Below are 21700 nucleotides of genomic sequence, written 5' to 3' on the forward strand. Positions count from 1 at the left end.
GGTTCTGGGGGGACTCCGGCTAGGACTCCTCGGCGAACAGGGCCCTGTGCAGCGCGCTGGCCCTGAAAGGCCCTCCGGCGTACGGGGAGTGCGCCGACAGCGGCACGCGGGAGCCGCCGGCCCGGACCAGGGCGCCGGTGAAGGTGTATTCGGGGTGCAGGCCGTCGGCCGCCGGGCGTGCGGCACAGTCCAGTTCGAGGACGTCGCCGGGTGCTGCCGCGATCGGCGCGGGCACGTCGAAGGGCACGTACACCGGCAGCCAGTTGGTGACCGTGTCCAGGCTGTCGAGCAGCGGACCGTCCGGGGTGCAGCGCATGGCCAGCCACAGCAGAAGGCCGTCGACCGGGCCGGGCGCGGTGATCTCGAGCCGGGCGGACGGGAAGTGTGCCAGCCCCTCGTCCAGGCGCAGATCCTCCACCAGGCAATCGGTGCTGCGCAGCGCGGAACGGTCCACGTTGCCCAGGCACATCCGCAGGTCGAAGGGGCCGCCCGCGCTGGTGAGGACCTCGGCGACATAGTCGGCGAAGTCCACGTCCACCGCGAAATCTCCTTCGAGCAGCTCCTCGGCGCAGACGGCGGCGGCCCGGGTGCCGACGACGGCGGGGATCACCGCGGCGCCCGGTGTCAGATGCCGTTCGCGTACGTCGTCCAGGACGGCGGCGATGCCCTCGGCGCCGCCGATGCTGCCCACCAGTTCGGCGACGCAGACCTCGGCGCGTTCGGGCACGTCGACCGTGGTCGCCTCACCGGGCAGGACCTCGATGTGGTACCGGGGCTTTTTCCGCGCGAGTTCGGCGGCGCGCGCGGCGCTTTCCGGAATGCTCTCGATGGCGCGTACGGTACGGGCGCCGCATTCGGCGGCGTGCAGCGACCACAGGAGATCGGGTCCGCAGCCGACTTCCAGGACGCTCGCATCCGGAGCTTGTGCCGCGATCGCATCCCGGAATATTTTGTTGCGCGGCTCGTCCTCCAGCATCACGTGGTAGAGGAAGTCGTCGTACAGGGGATATTCGCCGACCGACGGCCACAGATAGGGCCGTCCGCCCAGCGCCGCATCCCGCTTCACCCGCAGGCGCAACCGCCGGCCACCGACCGTGACGGTGTGCCAGGAGGAACCGCTGACTGCGACCGGGAATTCACTCATGCCGCCATCGTCGCGGCGCGGCGATCCGCAGTGAATACACGAAATTCTTCACGCACGGCAGCCGGTATGAAGCACAGCTCCACAACCCGGCCCGACCAGCAGTATGTACGCCGGCGAAAAAGCAGTCCCCGGCCTTGCAATTTCCGACGGATAGCCAGGACTTTTGCGCCGGTGTTACCAATGGGCCAGTTGGCATCCGCCGCATTGGGGAGTTTTCGTGCACCCGTTGACGAGTTCGTCGATCAGTCCCTCCACAAGCCCCGCCGCCGGTCTCGTCGCCGGCCCCTCCGCACCCGAGGGCGTGTGGAACGAGACGCACAGGGCGTTCCGTTCCGACGCTCTCCTGCACGACCTCGTGGGCGAGGCGGCGCACCGCTGGAGCCACCGCCCGGCCCTGCTCACCGACGACGGCACGCTCACCCACGGCGACCTGCACACCTGGTCGGGCAGGATCGCCCGGCACCTGTGCGACCTCGGAGTCTCTCCCGGAAGTTATGTCGCCGTGCTCGGCGACCACGCCCCGCACACCGTCGCCGCGCTCCTCGGCGTGGTGCGTGCCGGTGCCGCCTACATCCCCCTGGACCCCCGCTGGCCCGCCGCACGCCTCGCGGCGATGCTGTCCGCGCAGCGGGTCACCTGCCTGGTCGTGGACCGGGTCAACTACCGCGTTGCGAACGAGATCTGCTGGTCGCTGCCCGACCTGGCCCACCTGGTGTGCGTCGACGAGCCCGAAGTCCGGCCGTGGCAGGGGGAGTTCTCGGCGGAGACGGTCGCGGACCTGTGGGACTGGGTCGCCGATGACGACGACGAACTGCGCGCCGCGGGCTTCAACCGGGCCGACGACGGGCCCCGGTACACCACCGACGAGGTCACCGCCTACACCCGTCACGTGGCCGGCCTGGTCGCACCCCATCTGGATGCCGCGTCACGGGTCCTCGAAGCCGGCAGCGGCATCGGGATGATCCTTGGGGAAGTCGCCCCCGGGGTGGCCCGCTACGTCGGCGTCGACCCCTCCCCCGTGGCCGCGGACAAGGCCCGTGAGCGGGCCCGACGACACGCGCCGCACGCCGAGATCGTCACCGGCTTCGCCCACGAGGCCGCCCGTCTGGCCCCGGGCCCCTACGACGTGGCCCTCCTGGCGAGCACCGTTCAGTTCTTCCCCGGCACCGACTATCTGCGCGACGTCCTCGACAGCCTCGCCGACCAGCTCGACGACACCGGCACGCTCGTCCTCTCGGATCTCGTCGCGCCGGACGAGGAGGAGCACGACGGTCTGCGCGTGCGGCCCGACTTCTTCACCGAGCTGGCCGCCCGGGACCCGCGCTACGCCGAGGCCCGCATCCTGCACAGGGACGGCGCCGGCCTGCCCCACGAACTCGCCCGCCGCTACGACGTGGTGCTCCGCGTCGACAAGCGCCGCGGCGCGCAGTACGCGCGTACCGGTCCTGCGCCGCTGACCGTGACCACCGGACACCACATCGCGCGCTGCTCACCTGAGCCTGTGCCGGTGGCGGTGGACCCCGCCGCCATCGCCTACGCGATCTTCACCTCCGGTTCCACCGGCGCCCCCAAGGCGGTCGCCGTCAGCCACCGCAGCGTCGTCAACCTCATCGAGTGGGTGAACGGCACCTACCGGGTGACGCCCGACGACCGGCTCCTCATGGTCACCTCGTTCTGCTTCGACCTGTCGGTGTACGACGTCTTCGGGATTCTCGCGGCGGGCGGCTCGATCCGGCTCGTCGCGGACTCCGAGTCCGGCGACCCCGACCGCCTCACGGAGATCTTGCAGGACGAGCCCATCACCTTCTGGGACTCCGCTCCCGCCGCGATGTCCGTACCCCTTTCCTTCCTCGAACTCGACGAGCCCCGCGGCCGCGACACGCTGCGGCTCGTCTTCCTCAGCGGCGACTGGGTGCCGCTGACGATGCCCGGACGGCTGCGCGAGACCTTCCCCCGCGTCCAAGTGGTCGCCCTCGGCGGGGCGACGGAGTGCACGGTGTGGTCTAACCACTTCCCGGTGGACACCGTGGACCCCGCCTGGCCGAGCGTTCCGTACGGCACCCCGATGCCCAATGCCCGGTACTACGTCCTCGACGAACGCCTGCGGGTCTGCGCCGCCGGCGAGAGCGGCGACCTGTACATCGGCGGCGTCTGCGTGGCCGCCGGTTACGCGGGCGCCCCGGGACTGACCGCGCACAAGTTCCTGCCGGACCCCTTCAGCGCCGTGCCCGCCCCGCCCGGCGAGGGCCGCATGTACCGCACCGGCGACCGGGCCTGCTGGCTGCCGGACGGCAACCTGCGGTTCCTGGGGCGCGTCGACGACCAGATCAAGGTGAACGGCTACCGCATCGAACTGGCCGAGGTGCAGGCCGCGCTCAACCGGTGCCGGGAGCACATCCTCGAAGCCGTAGCCGTCGCGGTGGCGGGACCGCACGGCCCCGAGCTCGCCGCTTTCTACGTGCCTGCGGCTGCCGACGACGGCAGCGGTGCCGACCGTACGGACGCCGACGGTACGGGCGCTGACAGCACGGGCGTCGGCAGCACCGGTGACGGCAGCACCGGTGCGGAGCCCAAGGACCGGCGGGATCCCCGCCCCGCCGTGGCCCAACTGCTGCCCACCTACATGCTTCCGGACCACTTCATCCCGGTCAGCCGCATCCCCGTCTCCGCGACGGGCAAGGCGGACCGCGCGGCCCTGCTCAAGGACTCCGGCTTCACCCCGCACCGCTGAGGGGCCTTCGCGGCACCTCGCCCACGACAGCCCCCGAGAACCGGGAGAGACCAGCATGACTGACACCGCCCTTCGTCCCGCCGTGCCCGGCGTCACCGCGGGCGTCGGCCCGGTCCGTCTCCCCTCGCCCGGCACTCGACGCGCCCTCGGCCACGCCGTGCAGCACCTCGTCCGCACCGGTGCCACCGCCGGGAGCGTCGTCGCACAGCCGCGCCACCAGCTGCCGCCCGACCTGGTATGCCGGCTCACCGAGCTGATCGGGCCGCCCGCCGATTGGCGCGGCTACCGGGTCCTGCGCGGCCTCTTCGACGGCCTGGGCGAACCGGGCCCCACCCCTGTGCACTGGTCCGAACCGACGGGTCCCGCCGATCTGCCCCACGAACTCGCGCTCGCCCTCGTCGGCCGCCTGCTCGGGGAGGTCTTCGGCTGGGCCAACCAGCAGGACGGCCGCCTGGTGCACAACATCCTGCCGAGTCCCGGCCAGGAGACCCGACAGGTCGGCGCCAGCAGCACGCTCGCCCTTGCCTGGCACACCGAGGACGGGTTCCATCCGGAACGCGCCGACTTCCTGCTCCTGGCCTGCCTGCGCAATCCCGGCCTGACCGGCACCCGCCTCGCCTGCGTACGCGACATCGAACTGAGCGACGAGGACGCCGCGCTTCTCGGCCGCCCCGGGTTGGTCATCGACCCCGACGACAGTTACGAGCCCGACCCCCGCGAGGGTGACCACGCGCCCGGCATCCGCACCGTGTGGGGCGCCCCGGACGCCCGGTGCGTGCGCTATGACCCCGCCTACACCCGGCTGCTCGCCCGGGACCCCGACTTCGCACAGGCTTACGCGCGACTGCAACCGGCCTTCGACCGGCACGCCGTCGAGATCGGCCTGGCCCCCGGCGACCTGCTGCTCGTCGACAACGACGTGATGGTGCACGGGCGTTCGGCCTTCCCGCCGCGCTATGACGGCTCGGACCGCTGGCTCAAGCGGGTTCTGGTCCGCTCGACCGGCACCGGACGCCCGGCCAGGCCCCCGCAGGAGGAGCTGGAACACGGCTTCGGCCAGCACCGCGTCCGGCCGGCCCGCGGCACTATCCCGCCCCTACCGACTACGGACCACTGACCACTGACCGCTGACCGCTGACCGCTGACCCATCGAGGACCGAGGACCGAGGACATCGCCGTGCTGCCAGAGACCCTCACGCTGACCGACCCCCGGCTCTACGCGACCGGCGACCCTCACCCGCTCTGGCGTGCCCTGCGCCGCGAAGAGCCCGTCCGGTGGCATCAGCCGGCCGACGCGTCCGGCTTCTGGGCGGTCACCGGGTACGAACCCGGACTGCGGGTGCTCCAGGAGTGGGAGATCTTCAGCTCCGCTCAGGGCACGATGCTGCGCCGCGACCTGACCGAGCCCTACCCGGGTGCGGGGAAGATGCTCGCCCTCACCGACCCGCCGCGCCACACGGTCCTGCGCCGTGCGGTGGGCCGGCTCTTCACACCGCGTTCGCTGGCCCGCCTGGAGGGCAAGGCACGCTCGATCGTCCGGCCGCTGGTGGCCGACGCGGTGGCCGCCGGGCACTGCGACTTCGCGACGGACGTCGCCGCGCGCATCCCCCTCGCGCTGGCGGCCGACCTGCTCGGCGTGCCGGTCGAAGACGTCAGCAAGGTAGCCGCGGCGGCGGCCCGTATCTCCTCCCGCGACCAGGACGACGGCGGCCTCGACGCCCGGATCGCGCACCTGGAACTCCTCGACTACTACAGCCAGGTCATGGAGTCACGCCGCGCGAACCCCGGCGACGACCTCATGTCCGCGCTGGTCGTCGCGCAGGCGGACGGCGCGGGCCTCACCGACGAGGAAGCCATCCTCACCTGCGACAACGTGATCGTCGCCGTGGGCGACACGACCCGCGCGGCAGCGGCGGGCGGCATGCTGGCGCTGCTCGAACACCCCGACCAGTGGGCCGCGTTGAAGTCGGGCCTGGCGGACCCGGCCCGCGCCGTGGACGAGATCCTGCGCTGGGCACCCCCCGCCACCCACCTGCTGCGCACCGCGGTACGGGACACCGACCTCGGCGGTCAGCACATCGCGGCCGGGGACCCGGTCACCGTGTGGATTCCCTCGCTCAACCGCGACGAGTCGGTGTTCGGCGACGGCGACGTCTTCCGCCTCGACCGCACCCCCAACCGGCACCTCACCTTCGGCGGCGGCGTGCACTTCTGCCTGGGCGCGGCCCTCGCACGGCTGGTCCTGCGGGTGCTCCTGGAGGAACTGGTGACCGGCACCGGAGACATCGCCCTGGCCGGTGAACCGCGGCGGCTCGCCTCGTACACGGTGGGCGGCCTCGCCGCCCTCCCCCTGCGCCTCACGGCCCCCGCCGCCTCCGCCCCAGCCACCTGATCCGCGGCGCAGCTCTCCCGCGCCCCCGCTGAACCCCCTCCGAGGAGCCCTCATGTCCGCCACTCCCGCGCCCGCGTACGCGCAGCACGACGCCACGGTGCACGACCTGGTGGCGGCCAGGGCCGCCACCCACCCGGACGCCGTGGCGCTCCTCGCGCCCGGCCAACCACCGTGCACGTACCGGCAGTTGGACGAGCAATCCACCGCGATGGCCCGGCGTCTGGTGGCCGGAGGCCTGCGCCCCGGTCAGTACGTGGCCCTCCGCATGGGCCGCACCCCGGCCTTCGTCGTGGCCCTGCTGGCCGTCCTGAAGGCCGGCGGCGTCTACGCGGCCATGGACCCGAACTGGCCCGAGACGCGCGTACAGCACCTGGTGCGGCAGGCGGACGCCCACGTCCTGACCGACGAGAGCCCGGATGCCGCCTTCGAACCGCACCCCGCGCCGGGACGCCACCGGCTGCACCTGCAAGGGCCCCCGGTACCCCCCGAGAGCGCCCCGCTGCCGGTGACGGCGCCCGGCGACGGCTGCGCGGTGATGTTCACCTCCGGCAGTACCGGCGAGCCGAAGGGTTCCGTCTCCCCGCACCGCGCGGTGGTGAGCCGGTTCGTCGGGGTGGACTACGCGGACTTCGGACCGGGCCGCACCGTCCTGCAGGCCGCCCCGGTGTGCTGGGACGCCATGATGATCGAGCTGTGGTCGGTCCTGATGAACGGCGGCACCTCCCTGCTGCTCGGCGACGGTCTGCACCTGTCCCCCGCCCTCGTCCGCGAGTACGTCACGGCGGCGGGCCTGGACACCCTGTGGCTCACCGCGGCGCTCTTCAACGCCTTCGTCGACGACGACCCCGGCTGCTTCGCCGGCCTGCGTCAGGTCCTCACCGGCGGCGAGCGTCTTTCACCGGGACACGTGGCCGGATTCCGCGCCGCGCACCCCTCGATCCGCATCGTCAACGGCTACGGCCCCGTGGAGACCACGGTGTTCGCCACGACCAGGGTCATCGAGGACGGTGACGCCGCACGCTACGGGCAGATCCCGCTGGGGACCGCGCTGCCCGGCACACGCATCCACGTCCTCGACGCGCGGGACCGCCCCTGCCCGCCCGGCACGACCGGAGAGATCTGCATCGGCGGAAGCAGCCTCGCCCTCGGATACCTGGGCGACGAGGAACTGACGGCGCGCAAGTTCCAGACGCTTCCCGGCGGCGAGCGCGTGTACCGCTCCGGCGATCTCGGCAGCCTGCACCCCGACGGACTTCTGCTCTACGCCGGGCGCCGGGACCGTCAGGTCAAGATCCGGGGACAGCGCGTGGAGCCCGCCGAGCTCGAACAGTTCCTGGAGCGTATCGGTGTGCCGCAGGCCGCCGTCACCGTCCTGCGCGACCCGGGCGGCGCCGCCACCGGCCTCGCCGCCCACTGCCTCGACCCCGGCGACGGCCGCACCGCCGAGGACCTGCGCGCCCGCTGTGAGCGCGAACTGCCGTCCTGTCTGCGCCCCCGGCAACTGGTGCTGCTCGACGCCTTTCCGCTGACCGCGAGCGGCAAGGTCGATCTCAGGGCCCTGGCCGAGCGCCTCGACGCGGACCGCGTGGACGCCCCGGCCTCCGGGGTGCCGGGGCCGGACAGCGAGGCCCACGCATCCCGCCCTTCCCTCTTGGAGGCGGTGCTGACCGAGGCCGCGGCACTGACGGGCCGCTCCGTCGGACCGGACGAGGACGTCTTCCTGTCGGGCGGCGACTCGCTGTACGCCATGCAGCTCACCAGCCGCCTCGAGCGGCATCACCGCGTGCGCGTCGCTCTGGGCGCCGTCCACGAGGGCCGCACTCCGCGGGCCATCGCCGCCGCTGCGGAGCAACTGGCCGTACCGGCGGTGCCGGAGCAGGACAGCCCGGCCGAGCCCGGGCAGGGCCGGGTCGTGGAGGACAGCCGACAGGACCTGTGGCTCCAGGAACAGCTCGCGCCCGGCGACCCCGCCCACCTCCTTGTCCTCTCCTTCACCGTCGCCCCGGCCGTGGACATCGGGGCACTGCGCACCGCCCTGGACTCCGTCGCCGCCCGCCACCCCGCGCTGCGTACCGTCTTCCGACTCGACGGCCCGTCCGTCGTGGCCCACGAACTGCCCGAGGCGCACATCCCCGTACAGGAGACCGAGCGCGACGCCGGCCTCACGGGCGGCCTGCCTTCCGCGTGGCTCACCCCCTTCGACCTGGCCACAGACCCGCCCCTGCGCTGCTTCGTCACGCCCTGCGACGCCGGGTCGGTGCTCACCCTCGTGCTCCATCACATCGCCTACGACGGCTGGTCGGAGCGCGCCTTCCTCACCGACCTGGGCAGGGCGTACGCCGGGGCGGGTGCGGTGAGCGCGGCGGGCGGCCCCGTCCACCGCGTCCAGGCACCCGCGCCCGTACGGGACGAGGCAGCGGTGGCGCGGGCCCGCGGACACTGGGGGCACGCGCTGCGATCGGCCGAGCCGTTGGCCCTGCCGTCCGGAGCGCCGGGTACGCCTGGTACTCCGGGTACGCAGGGAGAACGCGCCCGGTACGCGCGGCGGCACCTGTCGCTCGACGCGGCGGAAGTACGTGCCCTGTGCGCGCGCGTCCACCGCTCACCGCACTTCTCGGCGCTCGCCTGGTACGGCTCGGCTCTGCACCGGCTCACCGGAACCGAGCGCTTCACCGTCGCCACCTACCACGCGGGCCGGGAGCGCGTCGCCGAGGACGTGGTCGGCTATTTCGTACGGCCCATTCCGCTCGTACTCGACTTCGGCCCGGGCCAGGGGCCGGCCGAGGTGGCGGCGGCGGCCCGTCGGGACTGGCTGGCGGGCGTCGGTCTCGCGCCGCTGCCGTTGTCCGACCTCGCGGCCGTCGCGCCGCGACCCGACGATCCCCGGCTGCCCCCGGTCTTCCAGGCCGCGGTGATCTACCAGAACGCCCCCGCCGCCGACCTGCGCCTCCGCGGCCACACGACGACCCGCCGCGATGTCCCGCCGCCCGCTGCTTCCCTGCCGCTGCTCGTCCAGTTCTGGCCGTCCGCCGACGGCGCCTGGGACATCTGGCTGGAGTGCGACCCGACCCGCGTCCCGGAAACCGTCCTGGACGAACTCGCCGCCCACCTGACGGACTTCCTGGCGACGCCCGACTCCCCGGGGCCGGAGCCGGGGGTGGCATCCCCGGCAGGGCGCACCATCTCATGACGCGCCGTGGGTGCCGGCTGCTTCCGGGGATCGGTCCGCGCCGGATTCTCACCCCTTCGCCTGCTCCAGCCACTCCTCCGTCGACCCCTCCGCCGTCCGCTCCCGCAGATCGACCCGCCGGATCTTGCCGGAGATGGTCTTGGGCAGTTCCTCCGTGAACTCGATGCGGCGGATGCGCTTGTAGGGCGCGAGGACCGACCGGGTGTACTCGAAGATCGCCGCCGCCGTCTCGTCCCCCGGCGACCAGCCCTTCGCCAGGACGACGTACGCCTTCGGGACGGCGAGCCGCAGCGCGTCCGGCGCGGGGACGACCGCGGCCTCCACCACCGCTTCGTGTTCGAGCAGCGCGCTCTCCAGCTCGAAGGGCGAGACCTTGTAGTCGGACGACTTGAAGACGTCGTCGCTGCGGCCGACGTAGGTGAGGTACCCGTCCGCGTCCAGCGAGCCGATGTCGCCCGTGCGGTAGTAGCCGCCCGCCATCGCCTCGGCGGTGCGCTCGGCGTCCCCGTGGTAGCCGGTCATCAGGCCCACCGGCCACGCCGAGAGGTCCAGGGAGATCTCTCCCTCCGCCGCTCCCGGCTCACCCGTGACCGGGTCCAGGAGCGTGACCTTGTAGCCGGGGCTCGGCCGGCCCATCGAGCCGGGTGTCAGGCGCTGGCCCGGCGAATTGGCCACCTGGACCGCGGTCTCCGTCTGGCCGAAGCCGTCCCGGATCACCACACCCCAGGCGCGGTTCACGGCCTCGATCACCTCGGGGTTCAGCGGCTCACCCGCCGCCACGATCTCCCGCGGCGGCGTACGCAGCTGGCCCAGGTCCGCCTGGATCAGCATCCGCCACACCGTGGGCGGCGCGCAGAAGCTGGTGACGCCCACCCGGTCCATCTCCGCCATCAGGCGGCCCGCGTCGAAGCGCGTGTAGTTGTAGATGAAGACCGTCGCCTCGGCGTTCCACGGGGCGAAGAGATTCGACCAGGCGTGCTTGGCCCAGCCCGGCGACGAGATGTTGAGATGGACGTCGCCGGGCTTCAGACCGATCCAGTACATCGTCGCCAGGTGTCCGACGGGGTACGACACATGGGTGTGCTCCACCAGCTTGGGCCGCGAGGTGGTCCCCGAGGTGAAGTAGAGCATCAGCGGGTCGTCGGCGGCCGTGGGCCCGTCCGGCTCGAAGTCCCGGGCGGCCGACGCCGTGTCCGCGTAGGACAGCCACCCCTCGCCCGGCGGCTCTTCCCCGACCACGATCCTCGTGTACGTGCCGGACACACCGGCGAACTTCTCGACGTCCTCGCCCCGCACGATCACATGCCGCGCCCTGCCCCGCTCGATCCGGTCCCGCAGATCGACCGGCCCGAGCAGCGGCGTCGCCGGGATCATCACGGCGCGCAGCTTCATCGCGGCGAGCGCCGTCTCCCACAGCTCCACCTGGTTGCCGAGCATCACCAGGATCCGGTCGCCTGCCGCGACGCCCTGCGCCCGCAGCCAGTTGGCCACCTGGTTCGAGCGCGCCGACATCCCGGCGAAGCTGAACCGCTGCTCGCCGCCGCCTTCCTCGGCGATGTGGAGGGCCGTGCGGTCATTGCCCTCGGCGATCGCGTCGAACCAGTCGAGCGCCCAGTTGAACTGCTCGAACCGGGGCCAGTCGAACCCTTCGTACGCGGTCTCGTAGTCCTCACGGTGCCGCAGCAGGAAGTCCCGGGCCGCGCGGAACCGTTCCGTGCCGCTGCCGCTCGTCGTGCCCGTCGTCGTCATTGCGCTCTCCTCGTCACCGGTCCGGGGCCCGCAACCTCTGCCCGGCTCAGCTCTTCGCCGGGATCATTGCCGGACGCTACGTAGCATCGTGTAATTCGTGGTGCGGATTTCGCCACCCCCGGACGGGGGTGTCCGGAGTGAAGGGTCTTGCGCGTGACGGCTGACGGCGGTGAGGCGGTCGAGCTGCGGGCCGCGCTGCTGCGGCTGCGGCGCGTCACGGGGCTTCCGGTGGCCTTCGGAGGTCTCGTCGAGGGGCAGCGGCAGCTGCGGATCGGCGAGTTGACGGGCACGGGAACGCCTGCGCTGAGCGGGCTCGCGGTGTCGTCCGGGAACGGCCTTGGCGGCAAGGCGGTCGCGCTCTCGCGTCCTTGCGCCGTCACGGATTACCACGGCTCGCGCCACATCAGCCACGAGTACGACTCCGCCGTCGCCGCGGAGGGCCTGCGTTCGGTGCTCGCGGTGCCGGTGGTGGTACGACGCCGGGTGCGAGGCGTGCTGTACGGGGCTCTGCGCTCGGCCCGGCCGCTCGGTGACCGCACGCTGTCGGCGGCGGTGGACGCGGCGCGGGACGTGGAGCAGGCCCTCGTCGTACGGGACGAGGTGCACGCGCTCCTCGTCACGGCGCGGGAGCCGCAGGCGGGCGCTGGGCCTGCCAGGGAGCAGGTCCGCGAGGCGCACGCCGCGCTCCGGGCGCTGGCACCGCGCATCGCCGACCCGGCACTGCGGGCGGACATACTGGCGGTGTGCGGCCGTCTCGCCGCCGCGGCCACGCTGCCGCCGGCCCGGGAGCGGACGGTGTCGCTCGCGCCGCGTGAGGTGGACGTCCTCGCGTGCGTGGCCGGGGGCGTGACGAACGCGGTGGCGGCCGAGCGGCTCGGTCTGCGGCCGGAGACGGTGAAGGGGTATCTGCGGGCGGCCATGCGGAAGTTGGGCGCCCATACGCGCCTTGAGGCGGTGGTGGCGGCGCGCAGGGCGGGGCTGTTGCCGTAGGCGCCTTACCGAGCGGCGTCGGCGGAGGGTTGAATGGCCCCCGGTGGGGGGTGGCGGGCATGGTGTCCACGGACCGTTTTCTGGCCTTCGCGGCGATGTCGCTGCTGGTGATCGTGATCCCGGGGCCGAGCGTCCTGTTCGTGATCGGCCGGGCCCTTGCCCATGGCAGGCGCACTGCCGTGGCCACCGCGCTGGGCAACGTCCTCGGGTCGTACGTCCTGGTCCTCGCGGTCGCGTTCGGTGTCGGCTCGCTCGTGGAGCGGTCGGCCGCGGTGTTCATGGCGGTGAAGCTGGCGGGCGCCGCGTATCTGGTCTTCCTCGGTGTTCAGGCCTTCAGGCACCGCAAGGAGATGCGGGCACAGTCCGTCGGCGCGACCGCTCCCGGTGAGGCGGCGCGCTCCGACGTACGGACGGTCCTGGACGGCGCGCTCGTCGGCGTGACGAATCCGAAGGGCATCGTGTTCTTCGCGGCCGTACTGCCCCAGTTCGTCGACCACTCGGCGGGTCACCTGCCCGCGCAGATGCTGCTCCTCGGTCTCGTCCCGATCAGCATCGGGCTGATCACGGACACGCTGTGGGGCCTTACGGCGTCGGCGGCCCGCACCTGGTTCGCCCGCTCCGACCGGCGGCTCTCGATGATCGGCGGGGCCGGGGGCGTCACGATGATCGGGCTCGGCGTGACCGTCGCGGCGACGGGCCGGGCGGACTGAACTTCCGGCCGCCGCGGCGACCCCGGCTGCCGGGTCCTCGCCGTTCAGCGCTCGATGACCGTGCCGAAGCGGATGTCGTACGTGTCGGCCTCGCTCAGCGGTCCGCGCAGCAGCCGCTCGGCCTCCTCCGTCAGCTCGCGGCGCTGTGCCTTGTTCAGGGTGCCGAACGGTTCGACGGTGAGAACGGCGGACCCCTTGGCCTCCCCCGTCCCCTCCTCGACGCGCCAGACCCCGGCGAGGAAACCGTCGACCAGGAAGACGCTGTAGGAGAAGTTCCCCTTCCAGGTACGGCCCTTGTACTCGGCCGGTACGACGCGGCTGCGGTCGGCGTGCGAGAGAAGGAGGTTGTCGTACTCGGGAAGGAAGCGCGCCGGAGCCGGGGTGTCCGCGTCGGGGCGGGGCGCGTCGGGCAGGTCGAAGAGCTCGACGCCGCTCTCGTCCCGGAACGTACGAAGCTGGGGCCGCAGCCGCTCGAAGGCTTCCCGCAGCCGTGTCAGGCCGGCCCAGGTCTGCATGTCCTTGACGGAGGCGGGCCCGAAGGCGGCGAGGTAGCGCAGGACGGTGGCGTCGGGTGCGGGCGCCGGCTCGCTCGGGCGGCCGAGCCAGTGCTCGGCGGTGGTGAGCGCGACCTGCCCGCTGCGCCGCCACAGACCGCGCGGGGTGACCTGGACCAGCGGCAGCGAGCAGCGGGCGGCGACGGCGAGCGACTGCGGATCGGCGTCGGGCCAGCGCGGCAACAGGACCTCCCGCAGCTGCTTCATCGTGCGGGGCTCCTCCTCGACGGCCGCGCGGGCGAGCGAGGCAAGCTCCTTCAGGTCGACGCCGGTCAGGCCGTTGCGGAAGGCGTGCAGCTCACGGTCGCGCGCGCCCTGCACCAGCGGACGCAGGGTGAGGGCGTCGTCGGCGGTGTGCAGGTGGATGGTGGAGCGCATGGTGACGATGCGTACGAGGTCGCGCGCGGCGAGGAGCCCGGACAGATCTTCCGGGTCGAACCCTTCGAGCCGGGCGGCGAGCGCGTAGTAGGGCGGCTTCACGTTCTGCGCCTGGAGTCCGAGGAGATGGGTGACGGCGTCCTCGACGGAGAGGGCCGTGGAGCGGCGCAGGAGGAGTTGCCGTTCGAGGGTGGCGCGGTTGAGGGCGCGCGTGCCGAGGACGGGGGCGGCGGCGGTGCGCGGCGGGGCACCGGCCGGCTTCGACGCACTAGGCACACTGAGCCCACTCGGCCCACTCGGCGTTCTCGACTCTCTCGGCGTTCTCGGCTCTCTCGGCATCTTCGTCATGCTCCGCACGCTAACGGAGCTTGCGGACATCTGCTGTCCGCAAGCGTGTCGGGACGGTGCCACGCTCGCGACTTTTGGCCCGTATATCCTCTCCGAGGCCGCAAAGACACACGTTCGACCTCGGAGGCAGCCAGCATGGCGGAGCGCCGGACCCGGCCCGTACCGGGCGAGAAGAGGCACGGCTGGCGGCGCGGCGCCACCGCCAAGACCGCTTCGGCATCGGGAAACGGAGCCTCGGGGAAACCCGGAGCCGCGCCCGCGGACCCCTCCCCCGCACCGGTGGACGCCGCGAGCATCGTGGAGGCCGCGCTCTACCGTGACGGAATCCGCGTCGCGACGCCCTCCTCCCTCGCCGACACCTTCCGGGAACTGCGCGAGCAGCAGGACGGCATGGCATGGATCGGTCTCGCGCGCCCCACCGAGGCCGAACTCCACTCCCTGGCCGCCGAGTTCGACCTGCACGAACTCGCCGTCGAGGACGCGATGGAGGCCCACCAGCGACCGAAGCTCGAACGCTACGGCGAGACCCTGTTCGTCGTCCTGCGCGCGGCCCGCTATCTGGACGCCCCGGAGGAGGTCGACTTCGGCGAGCTGCACGTGTTCGTGGGCCCCGACTTCGTCATCACGGTGCGGCACGACGCCGCCCCGGACCTGACCGCCGTACGGCGCCGCATGGAGGAGAGCCCGGAACTCCTCAAGCTCGGCCCGGAGGCGGTCCTTTACGCGATCCTGGACGCGGTGGTCGACGGTTACGCTCCGGTCGTCGCCGGCGTCCAGAACGACATCGACGAGATCGAGACCGAGGTCTTCCGGGGCGACCCCGCCGTCTCCCGCCGCATCTACGAACTCTCCCGCGAAATGGTGGAGTTCCAGCGCGCCACCCGCCCCCTGGTGGCCATGCTGCACTCCCTGATGGCGGGCTTCGCGAAGTACCGCACCGACGAGGAACTCCAGCGCTACCTACGGGACGTCGCCGACCACGTCACGCACACCAGCGAACGCGTGGACGGCTTCCGCCAGGCCCTCACGGACATCCTCACGGTCAACTCGACACTGGTCACACAGCAGCAGAACGCGGAGATGCGGGCGTTGGCCGAGGCGGGCTTCGAGCAGAACGAGGAGATCAAGAAGATCTCCTCCTGGGCCGCCATCCTCTTCGCCCCCACCCTCGTCGGCACGATCTACGGCATGAACTTCGACGAAATGCCGGAACTGCACTGGGCCTTCGGCTACCCCTTCGCGATCGGCCTGATGGCAGTGGTCTGCGTGAGTCTGTACTTCATCTTCAAGCGGCGGGACTGGCTGTAAGAGCCCCGGGACCTGATGAGCTGACAGCGGTCGTCACCGGGGTGACTTGTCCGTCTCCCGCACCGGCCTGTCGTGGCGCAGGTCGTCGAAGAGGCGGGCCGACCGCTCGGGGTCCCACTTCAGTACGTTGCCCTTGGAGGTCGGGACACCGAAGCCGGACACCGGCACGTTGATGCGCTTGCCCTTTCCGCCCGAGACGCTCTGCACGGCGCGGAACATCTTGCTGAGGTCGGGCAGGCTCATGTCCTCGTCGACGATCAGGGTGTCAAGGCCCGCCCGCACGGCCGGGCCCATCTGCGTCGGGTCGAGGAGGGTGTCGGGGCGGGCCGCCTGGTGGGCGAGGGTCGACAGCAGTTTCTGCTGGTTCCTCGACCGGCCCAGGTCGCCCTCCCGCTCCTGGTGCCGCTGGCGGACGAAGGCCAGCGCCTGCTTGCCGTTCAGGGTCTGGCAGCCCTTGCGCAGGTCCGCGCCCGACTTCTCGTCCTTGATGTCCCGGTCCAGGCACATCCGTACGCCGCCGATGGCGTCGACGATGTTCACGAACCCCGCGAAGCCGATCTCCGCGTAGTGGTCGATGCGCAGCCCGGTGTTCTTCTCGACGGTGTGCACGAGGAGTTCGGGGCCGCCGTAGGAGAAGGCGGCGTTCAGTTTGTCGCCCTCGGGCCGCTTCGTCTTGCCCGTCGTCGTGTCGAGGCGGCCGGGCAGCGTGACCCAGGAGTCGCGCGGCAGGCTGACCAGGCTGGCTCCGTTGGCACCCGTGTGCAGCAGCATCATCGAGTCGGTGCGCCGCCCGCCGCCCCCGCCGGCGCGCAGGTCCTGCACCGCGTCCTCGGACAGACCGTCACGGCTGTCCGAGCCCACGATGAGGTAGTTGGTGCCTTCGCCGGCCGGCGGGCGGTCTCCGTACGCCCCGAGGTCGACGTCACGGTCGAGCCGGGTCTCCGCCCAGCCGTACGTGCCGCCCGCCGCGAGGACCACGACGCCGAGCAGGACGAGCACCGCCCGCCGCAGCCGCCGGTGCTTCTTCGGCTTCCGGGCATGGGCGCGCCGGGGTCCGTAACGGGAGCTGGGGCGTTCGGCGAACCGCTCGAGGGGGTCTGTCATGGACGGCTCCCTTGCAGGCTCCGCCGCTCCTCTTCGGGCGGCGCTTCGAGGAGATACGGATCGGCGGTTCCCGTGCGCTGCATGCTGTGCCATTTCAGACGGGTGCCGAGCAGCGCCGTGATCACGGAGTGGATGACCACGAGGTACATCAACTGCCGGTAGACGAACTGCTGGAGAGGCAGCACCCACAGCACGCGCAGCCGTTCGCGGTCGAGCCGCAACGCGTACGCGGCGGTGATCAGCTGGACCGAGAGGAAACCGAGCCAGACGAGCGCGGCCTCCACGGGATCGCGGAACAGGAGCCCGAACAGGGCGAACATGTCCACGACCGGAGCGCACAGCGGGAGGATGATCTGGAACAGCGTGACGTAGAGCAGCACGCGACGGCCGAAGCGTCCGGCGGGCCCGACTTCCACCGCCGCGCGGCGGTGCTTCCACATCGACTGGAGGGTTCCGTAACACCAGCGGTAGCGCTGTCGCCACAACTGCCGGATGGTGACGGGCACTTCGGTCCAGGCGACCGCCGACTCCTCGTAGACGACGCGCCAGCCGGCCCGCCAGAGGGCCATCGTGAGGTCGGTGTCCTCGGCCAGGGTCTCGTCACTGACACCCCCGACACCCATCAGGGCATCCCTGCGGAAGGCGCCGATCGCCCCCGGCACCGTCGGCATGCACTCCAGGACCTCGAACATCCGCCGGTCGAGGTTGAAGCCGAGTACGTACTCCAGGTGCTGCCATTTGCCGAGCAGCCGGCGCCGGTTGCCGACCTTGGTGTTGCCGCTCACCGCGCCGACCGCCGGGTGGGCGAGCGGCTGGACGAGGCGGGCGAGGGCCTCGGGTTCGAAGATGGTGTCCGCGTCGACCATCACGATGATGTCGTGGCGGGCGTACGCGAGACCGGTGTTGAGGGCACTGGGTTTGCCGCCGTTGGGCTGCCGGATCACCGTCACCCGGGGGTCGTCGATGTCCTCGGCGATGTCGGCGGTGGCGTCGGTCGAGCCGTCGTCGATCACGATGATCTGGAAGTGCGGGTGGGTGGAGGCGAGCAGTGAGTACACGGTGGAGGCGATGCCCGCCTCCTCGTTGTACGCGGGGACGAGGACCGTCACCGGGTCCCGCACCTCGCGCAGCCGTGGCGCGCCGGGCCGGTACCGGCGCAGCCTGCGCACGTGGAGCCGGGCGAACAGCATGAACAGAAGCATCCGCAGGACGCCGAGCACGCCCGCGAGCGTCAGGGTCCACACCATCACGGTGAGGAAGGCGCGCCCGAGCTTCTGCGTCCAGATCAGCCCCTCGCCCTTGACCTCCCGGGTGAGGGGCGCCTTGTCGACGAAGGAGGCGCTGCCGAGGCCGCCGCTGACGGTGGTGAACCATGTCACCCCGCGGTCCTTCAGGAGGTCTTCGGCCTCGCGGTAGCCGAGGTCGGTCTGGCTGTGCTGCGACACGAGGCCGCGCCGGGGCTTGCGGTCCTTGTGGTCCGAGGCGACCACCAGGTAGCCCTGTGCCGCCGCGCTCCGCGCGGCCGTCCACTCGGGGCCGCAGAGCGTGTCCGCGGCCGTGGTGTGGGGCAGCCGCAGCAGCGTGGTGCTGACCCCGGCCGCGCCCGCGAAGGCGGTCTGCGTCAGGGAGAGTTCGAGGCGTGCGCGCAGCGGCGAGGCGACGCCCAGGTCGCCTCCGCTGTAGGTGTACGAGCCGATCTCGTGGCCCTCGCGCACGATGCGCCGCATCAGATCCGGATGCCGGGCGGCGTCCTTCCCGTAGACGAAGAAGGTCGCCCGTGCGTGGTGTCTGCGCAGCAGGTCGAGCAGGCGCGGCGTCCATACCGGGTCGGGCCCGCCGTCGAAGGTGAGCGCGACGGTCCGCGGCGGCATGGCCGCGGTGGCGACACCCTGCGGACCGAATCGCAGGATCGGCTTTCCGTCGTCCGCCTCGCGCGGGATCGGCCTTGTGCACGGCGGTTTGGTGCGTGCGGCGTCGACCTGGTGGGTCGTCCAGCCCTCGAAGACGAGGGTGGCGGCGACCACCAGGAGGACCAGCAGGAGGACGAGCCAGTGTCCGCGCGGCGGGCGGTGGACAGCGGCCTGCCGGCTCACTGCCCCCGGCCTCCGGCCGGCGGGGCGGTTCTGCCCGCGGGCGGGCGGCGGCGGTCGTGGCGGTCCGCGCGGACCCCGCCCCGCGATGGGGCCCCGGCCTGCGATCCTCCGGCGTCGGCCCTTGCCGGTGTGCCGGAGCCGCGCTGCGACGCGCCGGTGTCCGGGCCGGCGGGCGCCGGTGCGTTCGTACTCGGCGGCTGTGTGCCGACGGGCTCCAGGAGGCCGCTGATCAGCGTGCCGACGAACAGCAGATACCCGAGGCAGGCGCCGCCCACGACCAGGGCCATGCCTTGCAGCGTCCGCTTGCGCAGGCCCGACTGGTCGATGAACACGGGGACTTGTGGCGCGGCGGGCCGGGGCCGGCGCCGCACGGGGCCCGCTTGTGGTGCAGGCTCAGGCGCAGGCACCTGTCCTGGCGGGCCCGGCGGGCCCGGCATGCGGAGGTGTGCGGGCGACAATCGCCCGTCGTGCGGTGTGCTGGCTATGTGGGGGGTGCCCTGCACTGGTGCTCCTGGTCTGTGGCCGCGCACGCGCGACTCTTTATGTGTGGGGGACGGGCCCGGAGGCCCGCTGTACTGCCTGGTGTCGCCCGTGAGGCGTCAGGAGCCGCACCCGCGAAGCCCGGCGCGCACGGGTGGGCTCCCGTACGCGCGCATGCCCTGCGCCCTCTCCGGGTGGGGCCGGAGAAGCCGCGTGCGCATGTGCCCCGCCAGGGGCCGGGAGGCCGGAGTGCAGCCGTCAGCCGTCACGCAGCCCCCGACCCTACTCGGGCGGACCGGGTCGGGCACCCCCGAACGGACGGTGGCGACGGTCACTCGGGGATGCGGCAACACACCGTTAACCGGTCAGTAACGCGGCCTGCTCACCGCTGGGCGGACAGTCGGAGGCGGGCCGCACCGGCCGTTCACCTCGCGGCCCGCTGTCCGACGCCGTATCTGCCGGGAAGGCTTTACGGCAAGATCACATAGTGCTGTCTGTCATTAAATGCCCATGACAGACAGGATGCCCTTTCATGGCCAAGTCCCGTACAGAACAGCCCCGCAGGAACCAGCCCGGCAGACGCCGGCCCTCTTACGGCCGGCTCGCTCTCGTCACGGCCGTCGCGGCCCTCGCCGCGACCGTGCCGCTGAACTCCGGCGCCTTCGCCGCCTCGGCCCTGCCCGCGGTCGAGCCGCGCGCCGAGACCCCCGCCCTGCACGACGACGAAGCGGGCGGCGACGCGGACGCCGACGACCCGGCGATCTGGCGCAACCCCGCCGACCCCGACCGCAGCCTCGTCGTCGCGACCGCCAAGCAGGGCGGGCTTCGCGTCTACGACCTCGACGCGCGCGAGGTGCAATCCGTGCCGGCGCCCGCCGCGCCGGGCCCGGACGACGCCCCCGGCCGCTTCAACAACGTCGCCCTGGTGCACGGTCTGCGCCTTTCGTCGGGCCGCGCGGACCTGGCGGTGACCAGCGACCGCGGCAGCGACCGGCTGCGCGTCTACCGCATCGACCGCGACCGCGCGGGCGGCCCGCTCACCGATGTCACCGACCCCGCCGCGGCGCCCGTCTTCTCGTCCTCGCAGGAGGAGATCAACGAGCAGCGCACCGCATACGGCCTCGCGACCTGGACCGATCCCTCGACGGGCCGGTCCTACGCCCTGGTCAGCCAGCGGGAGCGGACCCGTCTCGCGCTTCTCGAACTGACCCCGAAGAGCGACGGCAAGGTCGGCTACCGCAAGGTCCGCACGCTCGACCTGCCTGCCGACTTCCGCATGCCGGACGGGAGTTCGTGGTCGCCGTGCGGCGAGCCGGGTGAGCTGCCGCAGGTCGAGGGCATGGTGGTGGATCCGGCCAACGGCACGCTGTACGCGGGCCAGGAGGACGTCGGCATCTGGCGCCTGCGCGCCGACCTCACCGGCAAGCCGCAACTCCTGGACAAGGTGCGCGAGTACGGAGTCCCGGGGACGTACGACCCCTCGACCGAGGAGTGCGTGGCGGGCACCGACCCCGGCTACGGCGGCAAGCGCCTCACGGCCGACGTGGAGGGCCTCACGCTCCTGCACCAGGACGACGGCGACGGATATCTGCTGGCCTCAAGCCAGGGTGACAACACCTTCGCCGCCTATGACCGCGAGCTGTCCGACCGCAACGAGTACGAGGGCGGCTTCCGCGTCACCGCCGCCTCCTCGGCGCTCGACGGCTCCGAGGAGTGCGACGGCGCGGCGGTCCTGGGCGAGCCGCTCGGCGCCAGGTACCCGCACGGGCTGCTCGTCGTGCAGGACGGTCACGACGCACCCGGTGATCCCGAAAGGCCCTCCACGAACTTCAAGTTCGTGGCCCTGGGGGACGTGCTCGACGCGGTCGACGACTGAGACCGCGACGCACACCCCGGTGAGCGAGGACGGCGGCCCTGCGGGGCCGCCGTTCTTTTTTTGTTTCGATGGGGACAATTCCTTCTTCAAGTTGAATTGGCTATGAATACACGCGGTTTCAGACCATGGCCTGAATTCCGCCCGCCCGGAACAAGACGCTCCCCCTGCCGGAACGTCGGCGTGTTCGTCCGGCACATGACAATGACACACGTCACTCGCTCTTGACTCGTTCTTTTCCGCGCACTCCTCTTGCATCCCCTGGCACGGACGGGAACCGGCATGCCAGCCCCTTGTCCGAAAAGCGAGTCCGCCGCACGGCGCGTGGGACGCGTGTGAAAACAGAAGTGGCCAACCGCGGTTGCCGCCCCATCAGGAACGCCTCGACTTTTTCGGACATACCACGGGAGGGGTCGCCCATTGGAACCATTTGGCTCTACGGTTCTTCACGTGGGGGGAGCCACGAGGGGCACGAGGGGGGATACGCCGATCGTGTCGGTGCGCCGCGTATACCGGGGGGTACACGCAAGCACGTGACGACGGCGGCCTTTCTTTCGAGTAGGCCCCGTGCGGCAACGACCGAACCACTGCCGCCGGGGCAGATGACGCTGTCCGGTCCGACCAGCCGGACGCATCCTCGGTAATGAAGTCCTTCT

General features: G+C 72.0%; 14 protein-coding genes. 8 read left to right on the top strand and 6 right to left on the bottom strand.

The window, feature by feature from the left end; all coding sequences use genetic code 11:
* Positions 1–19 precede the first annotated feature (19 nt).
* The gene (locus IE226_RS17625) at positions 20–1144 is read right to left on the bottom strand and encodes an SAM-dependent methyltransferase (RefSeq protein WP_190082219.1); all 1125 of its coding nucleotides are present in this window, start codon (positions 1142–1144) and stop codon (positions 20–22) included.
* A 217-nt stretch (positions 1145–1361) separates the two neighbouring features.
* On the opposite strand from IE226_RS17625, the gene IE226_RS17630 reads away from it, so the two are divergent.
* The 4 genes from IE226_RS17630 to IE226_RS17645 are packed head-to-tail and all read left to right on the top strand — an operon-like array spanning position 1362 to position 9457.
* Positions 1362–3875 carry an AMP-binding protein gene (locus IE226_RS17630; protein WP_190082220.1) on the top strand — a complete coding sequence of 838 codons (2514 nt, stop codon included), beginning with the start codon at positions 1362–1364 and terminating at the stop codon, positions 3873–3875.
* A gap of 55 nt (positions 3876–3930) precedes the next feature.
* Complete coding sequence (locus IE226_RS17635) at positions 3931–4992, top strand: TauD/TfdA family dioxygenase (RefSeq protein WP_190082221.1); 1062 nt, start codon at positions 3931–3933, stop codon at positions 4990–4992.
* A 60-nt stretch (positions 4993–5052) separates the two neighbouring features.
* Entirely contained in the window at positions 5053–6267 is a 1215-nt protein-coding gene (locus IE226_RS17640; RefSeq protein WP_190082222.1) for a cytochrome P450, read from the top strand.
* A gap of 52 nt (positions 6268–6319) precedes the next feature.
* Entirely contained in the window at positions 6320–9457 is a 3138-nt protein-coding gene (locus IE226_RS17645) for a non-ribosomal peptide synthetase (protein ID WP_190082223.1), read from the top strand.
* 48 nt (positions 9458–9505) lie between these two features.
* On the opposite strand, the gene IE226_RS17650 is transcribed toward IE226_RS17645, so the two are convergent.
* Entirely contained in the window at positions 9506–11206 is a 1701-nt protein-coding gene (locus tag IE226_RS17650) for an AMP-binding protein (RefSeq protein WP_190082224.1), read from the bottom strand.
* 153 nt (positions 11207–11359) lie between these two features.
* On the opposite strand from IE226_RS17650, the gene IE226_RS17655 reads away from it, so the two are divergent.
* Both IE226_RS17655 and IE226_RS17660 read left to right on the top strand, forming a co-directional pair.
* Complete coding sequence (locus IE226_RS17655) at positions 11360–12196, top strand: helix-turn-helix transcriptional regulator (RefSeq protein ID WP_190082225.1); 837 nt, start codon at positions 11360–11362, stop codon at positions 12194–12196.
* Between the two features lie 59 nt (positions 12197–12255).
* Positions 12256–12906, top strand: coding sequence for a LysE family translocator (locus IE226_RS17660; RefSeq protein WP_190082226.1), 651 nt, complete (start codon positions 12256–12258; stop codon positions 12904–12906).
* Positions 12907–12950: 44 nt separating this feature from the next.
* On the opposite strand, the gene IE226_RS17665 is transcribed toward IE226_RS17660, so the two are convergent.
* Positions 12951–14114 carry a winged helix DNA-binding domain-containing protein gene (locus tag IE226_RS17665; RefSeq protein ID WP_229871140.1) on the bottom strand — a complete coding sequence of 388 codons (1164 nt, stop codon included), beginning with the start codon at positions 14112–14114 and terminating at the stop codon, positions 12951–12953.
* A gap of 207 nt (positions 14115–14321) precedes the next feature.
* On the opposite strand from IE226_RS17665, the gene IE226_RS17670 reads away from it, so the two are divergent.
* Positions 14322–15494, top strand: a complete 1173-nt coding sequence (locus tag IE226_RS17670) for a magnesium and cobalt transport protein CorA (protein WP_190082228.1) — start codon at positions 14322–14324, stop codon at positions 15492–15494.
* A 33-nt stretch (positions 15495–15527) separates the two neighbouring features.
* Here the strand turns inward: IE226_RS17670 and IE226_RS17675 are convergent, their stop codons facing one another.
* The 3 genes from IE226_RS17675 to IE226_RS17685 are packed head-to-tail and all read right to left on the bottom strand — an operon-like array spanning position 15528 to position 19023.
* On the bottom strand, positions 15528–16598 hold the full coding sequence (locus IE226_RS17675; RefSeq protein ID WP_229871142.1) for an LCP family protein: 1071 nt from the start codon (positions 16596–16598) through the stop codon (positions 15528–15530).
* Positions 16595–18691: a bifunctional polysaccharide deacetylase/glycosyltransferase family 2 protein gene (locus IE226_RS17680; RefSeq protein ID WP_190082230.1), complete on the bottom strand. Its 2097-nt coding sequence runs from the start codon at positions 18689–18691 to the stop codon at positions 16595–16597. Before IE226_RS17680 ends, IE226_RS17675 begins: the two co-directional genes overlap by 4 nt.
* Positions 18688–19023 (bottom strand): hypothetical protein, encoded by a 336-nt coding sequence (locus tag IE226_RS17685; RefSeq protein ID WP_190082231.1) that lies wholly within the window; start codon positions 19021–19023, stop codon positions 18688–18690. Before IE226_RS17685 ends, IE226_RS17680 begins: the two co-directional genes overlap by 4 nt.
* Positions 19024–19703: 680 nt before the next feature.
* On the opposite strand from IE226_RS17685, the gene IE226_RS17690 reads away from it, so the two are divergent.
* A complete protein-coding gene (locus IE226_RS17690) occupies positions 19704–21047 on the top strand; it encodes a phytase (RefSeq protein ID WP_190082232.1) in 1344 nt (447 codons plus the stop codon).
* The last annotated feature ends 653 nt before the right edge of the window (positions 21048–21700 follow it).

The organism is Streptomyces longisporoflavus, assembly GCF_014649775.1.
GTDB lineage: Bacteria > Actinomycetota > Actinomycetes > Streptomycetales > Streptomycetaceae > Streptomyces > Streptomyces longisporoflavus.

Excerpts from the sequence above, each read along its gene's own strand:
- IE226_RS17625 (WP_190082219.1), bottom strand. The coding sequence starts at position 1,144 with ATGAGTGAATTCCCGGTCGCAGTCAGCGGTTCCTCCTGGCACACCGTC.
- IE226_RS17690 (WP_190082232.1), top strand. The coding sequence starts at position 19,704 with ATGGCCAAGTCCCGTACAGAACAGCCCCGCAGGAACCAGCCCGGCAGA.
- IE226_RS17660 (WP_190082226.1), top strand. The coding sequence starts at position 12,256 with ATGGTGTCCACGGACCGTTTTCTGGCCTTCGCGGCGATGTCGCTGCTG.
- IE226_RS17650 (WP_190082224.1), bottom strand. The coding sequence starts at position 11,206 with ATGACGACGACGGGCACGACGAGCGGCAGCGGCACGGAACGGTTCCGC.
- IE226_RS17670 (WP_190082228.1), top strand. The coding sequence starts at position 14,322 with ATGGCGGAGCGCCGGACCCGGCCCGTACCGGGCGAGAAGAGGCACGGC.
- IE226_RS17635 (WP_190082221.1), top strand. The coding sequence starts at position 3,931 with ATGACTGACACCGCCCTTCGTCCCGCCGTGCCCGGCGTCACCGCGGGC.
- IE226_RS17645 (WP_190082223.1), top strand. The coding sequence starts at position 6,320 with ATGTCCGCCACTCCCGCGCCCGCGTACGCGCAGCACGACGCCACGGTG.
- IE226_RS17675 (WP_229871142.1), bottom strand. The coding sequence starts at position 16,598 with ATGACAGACCCCCTCGAGCGGTTCGCCGAACGCCCCAGCTCCCGTTAC.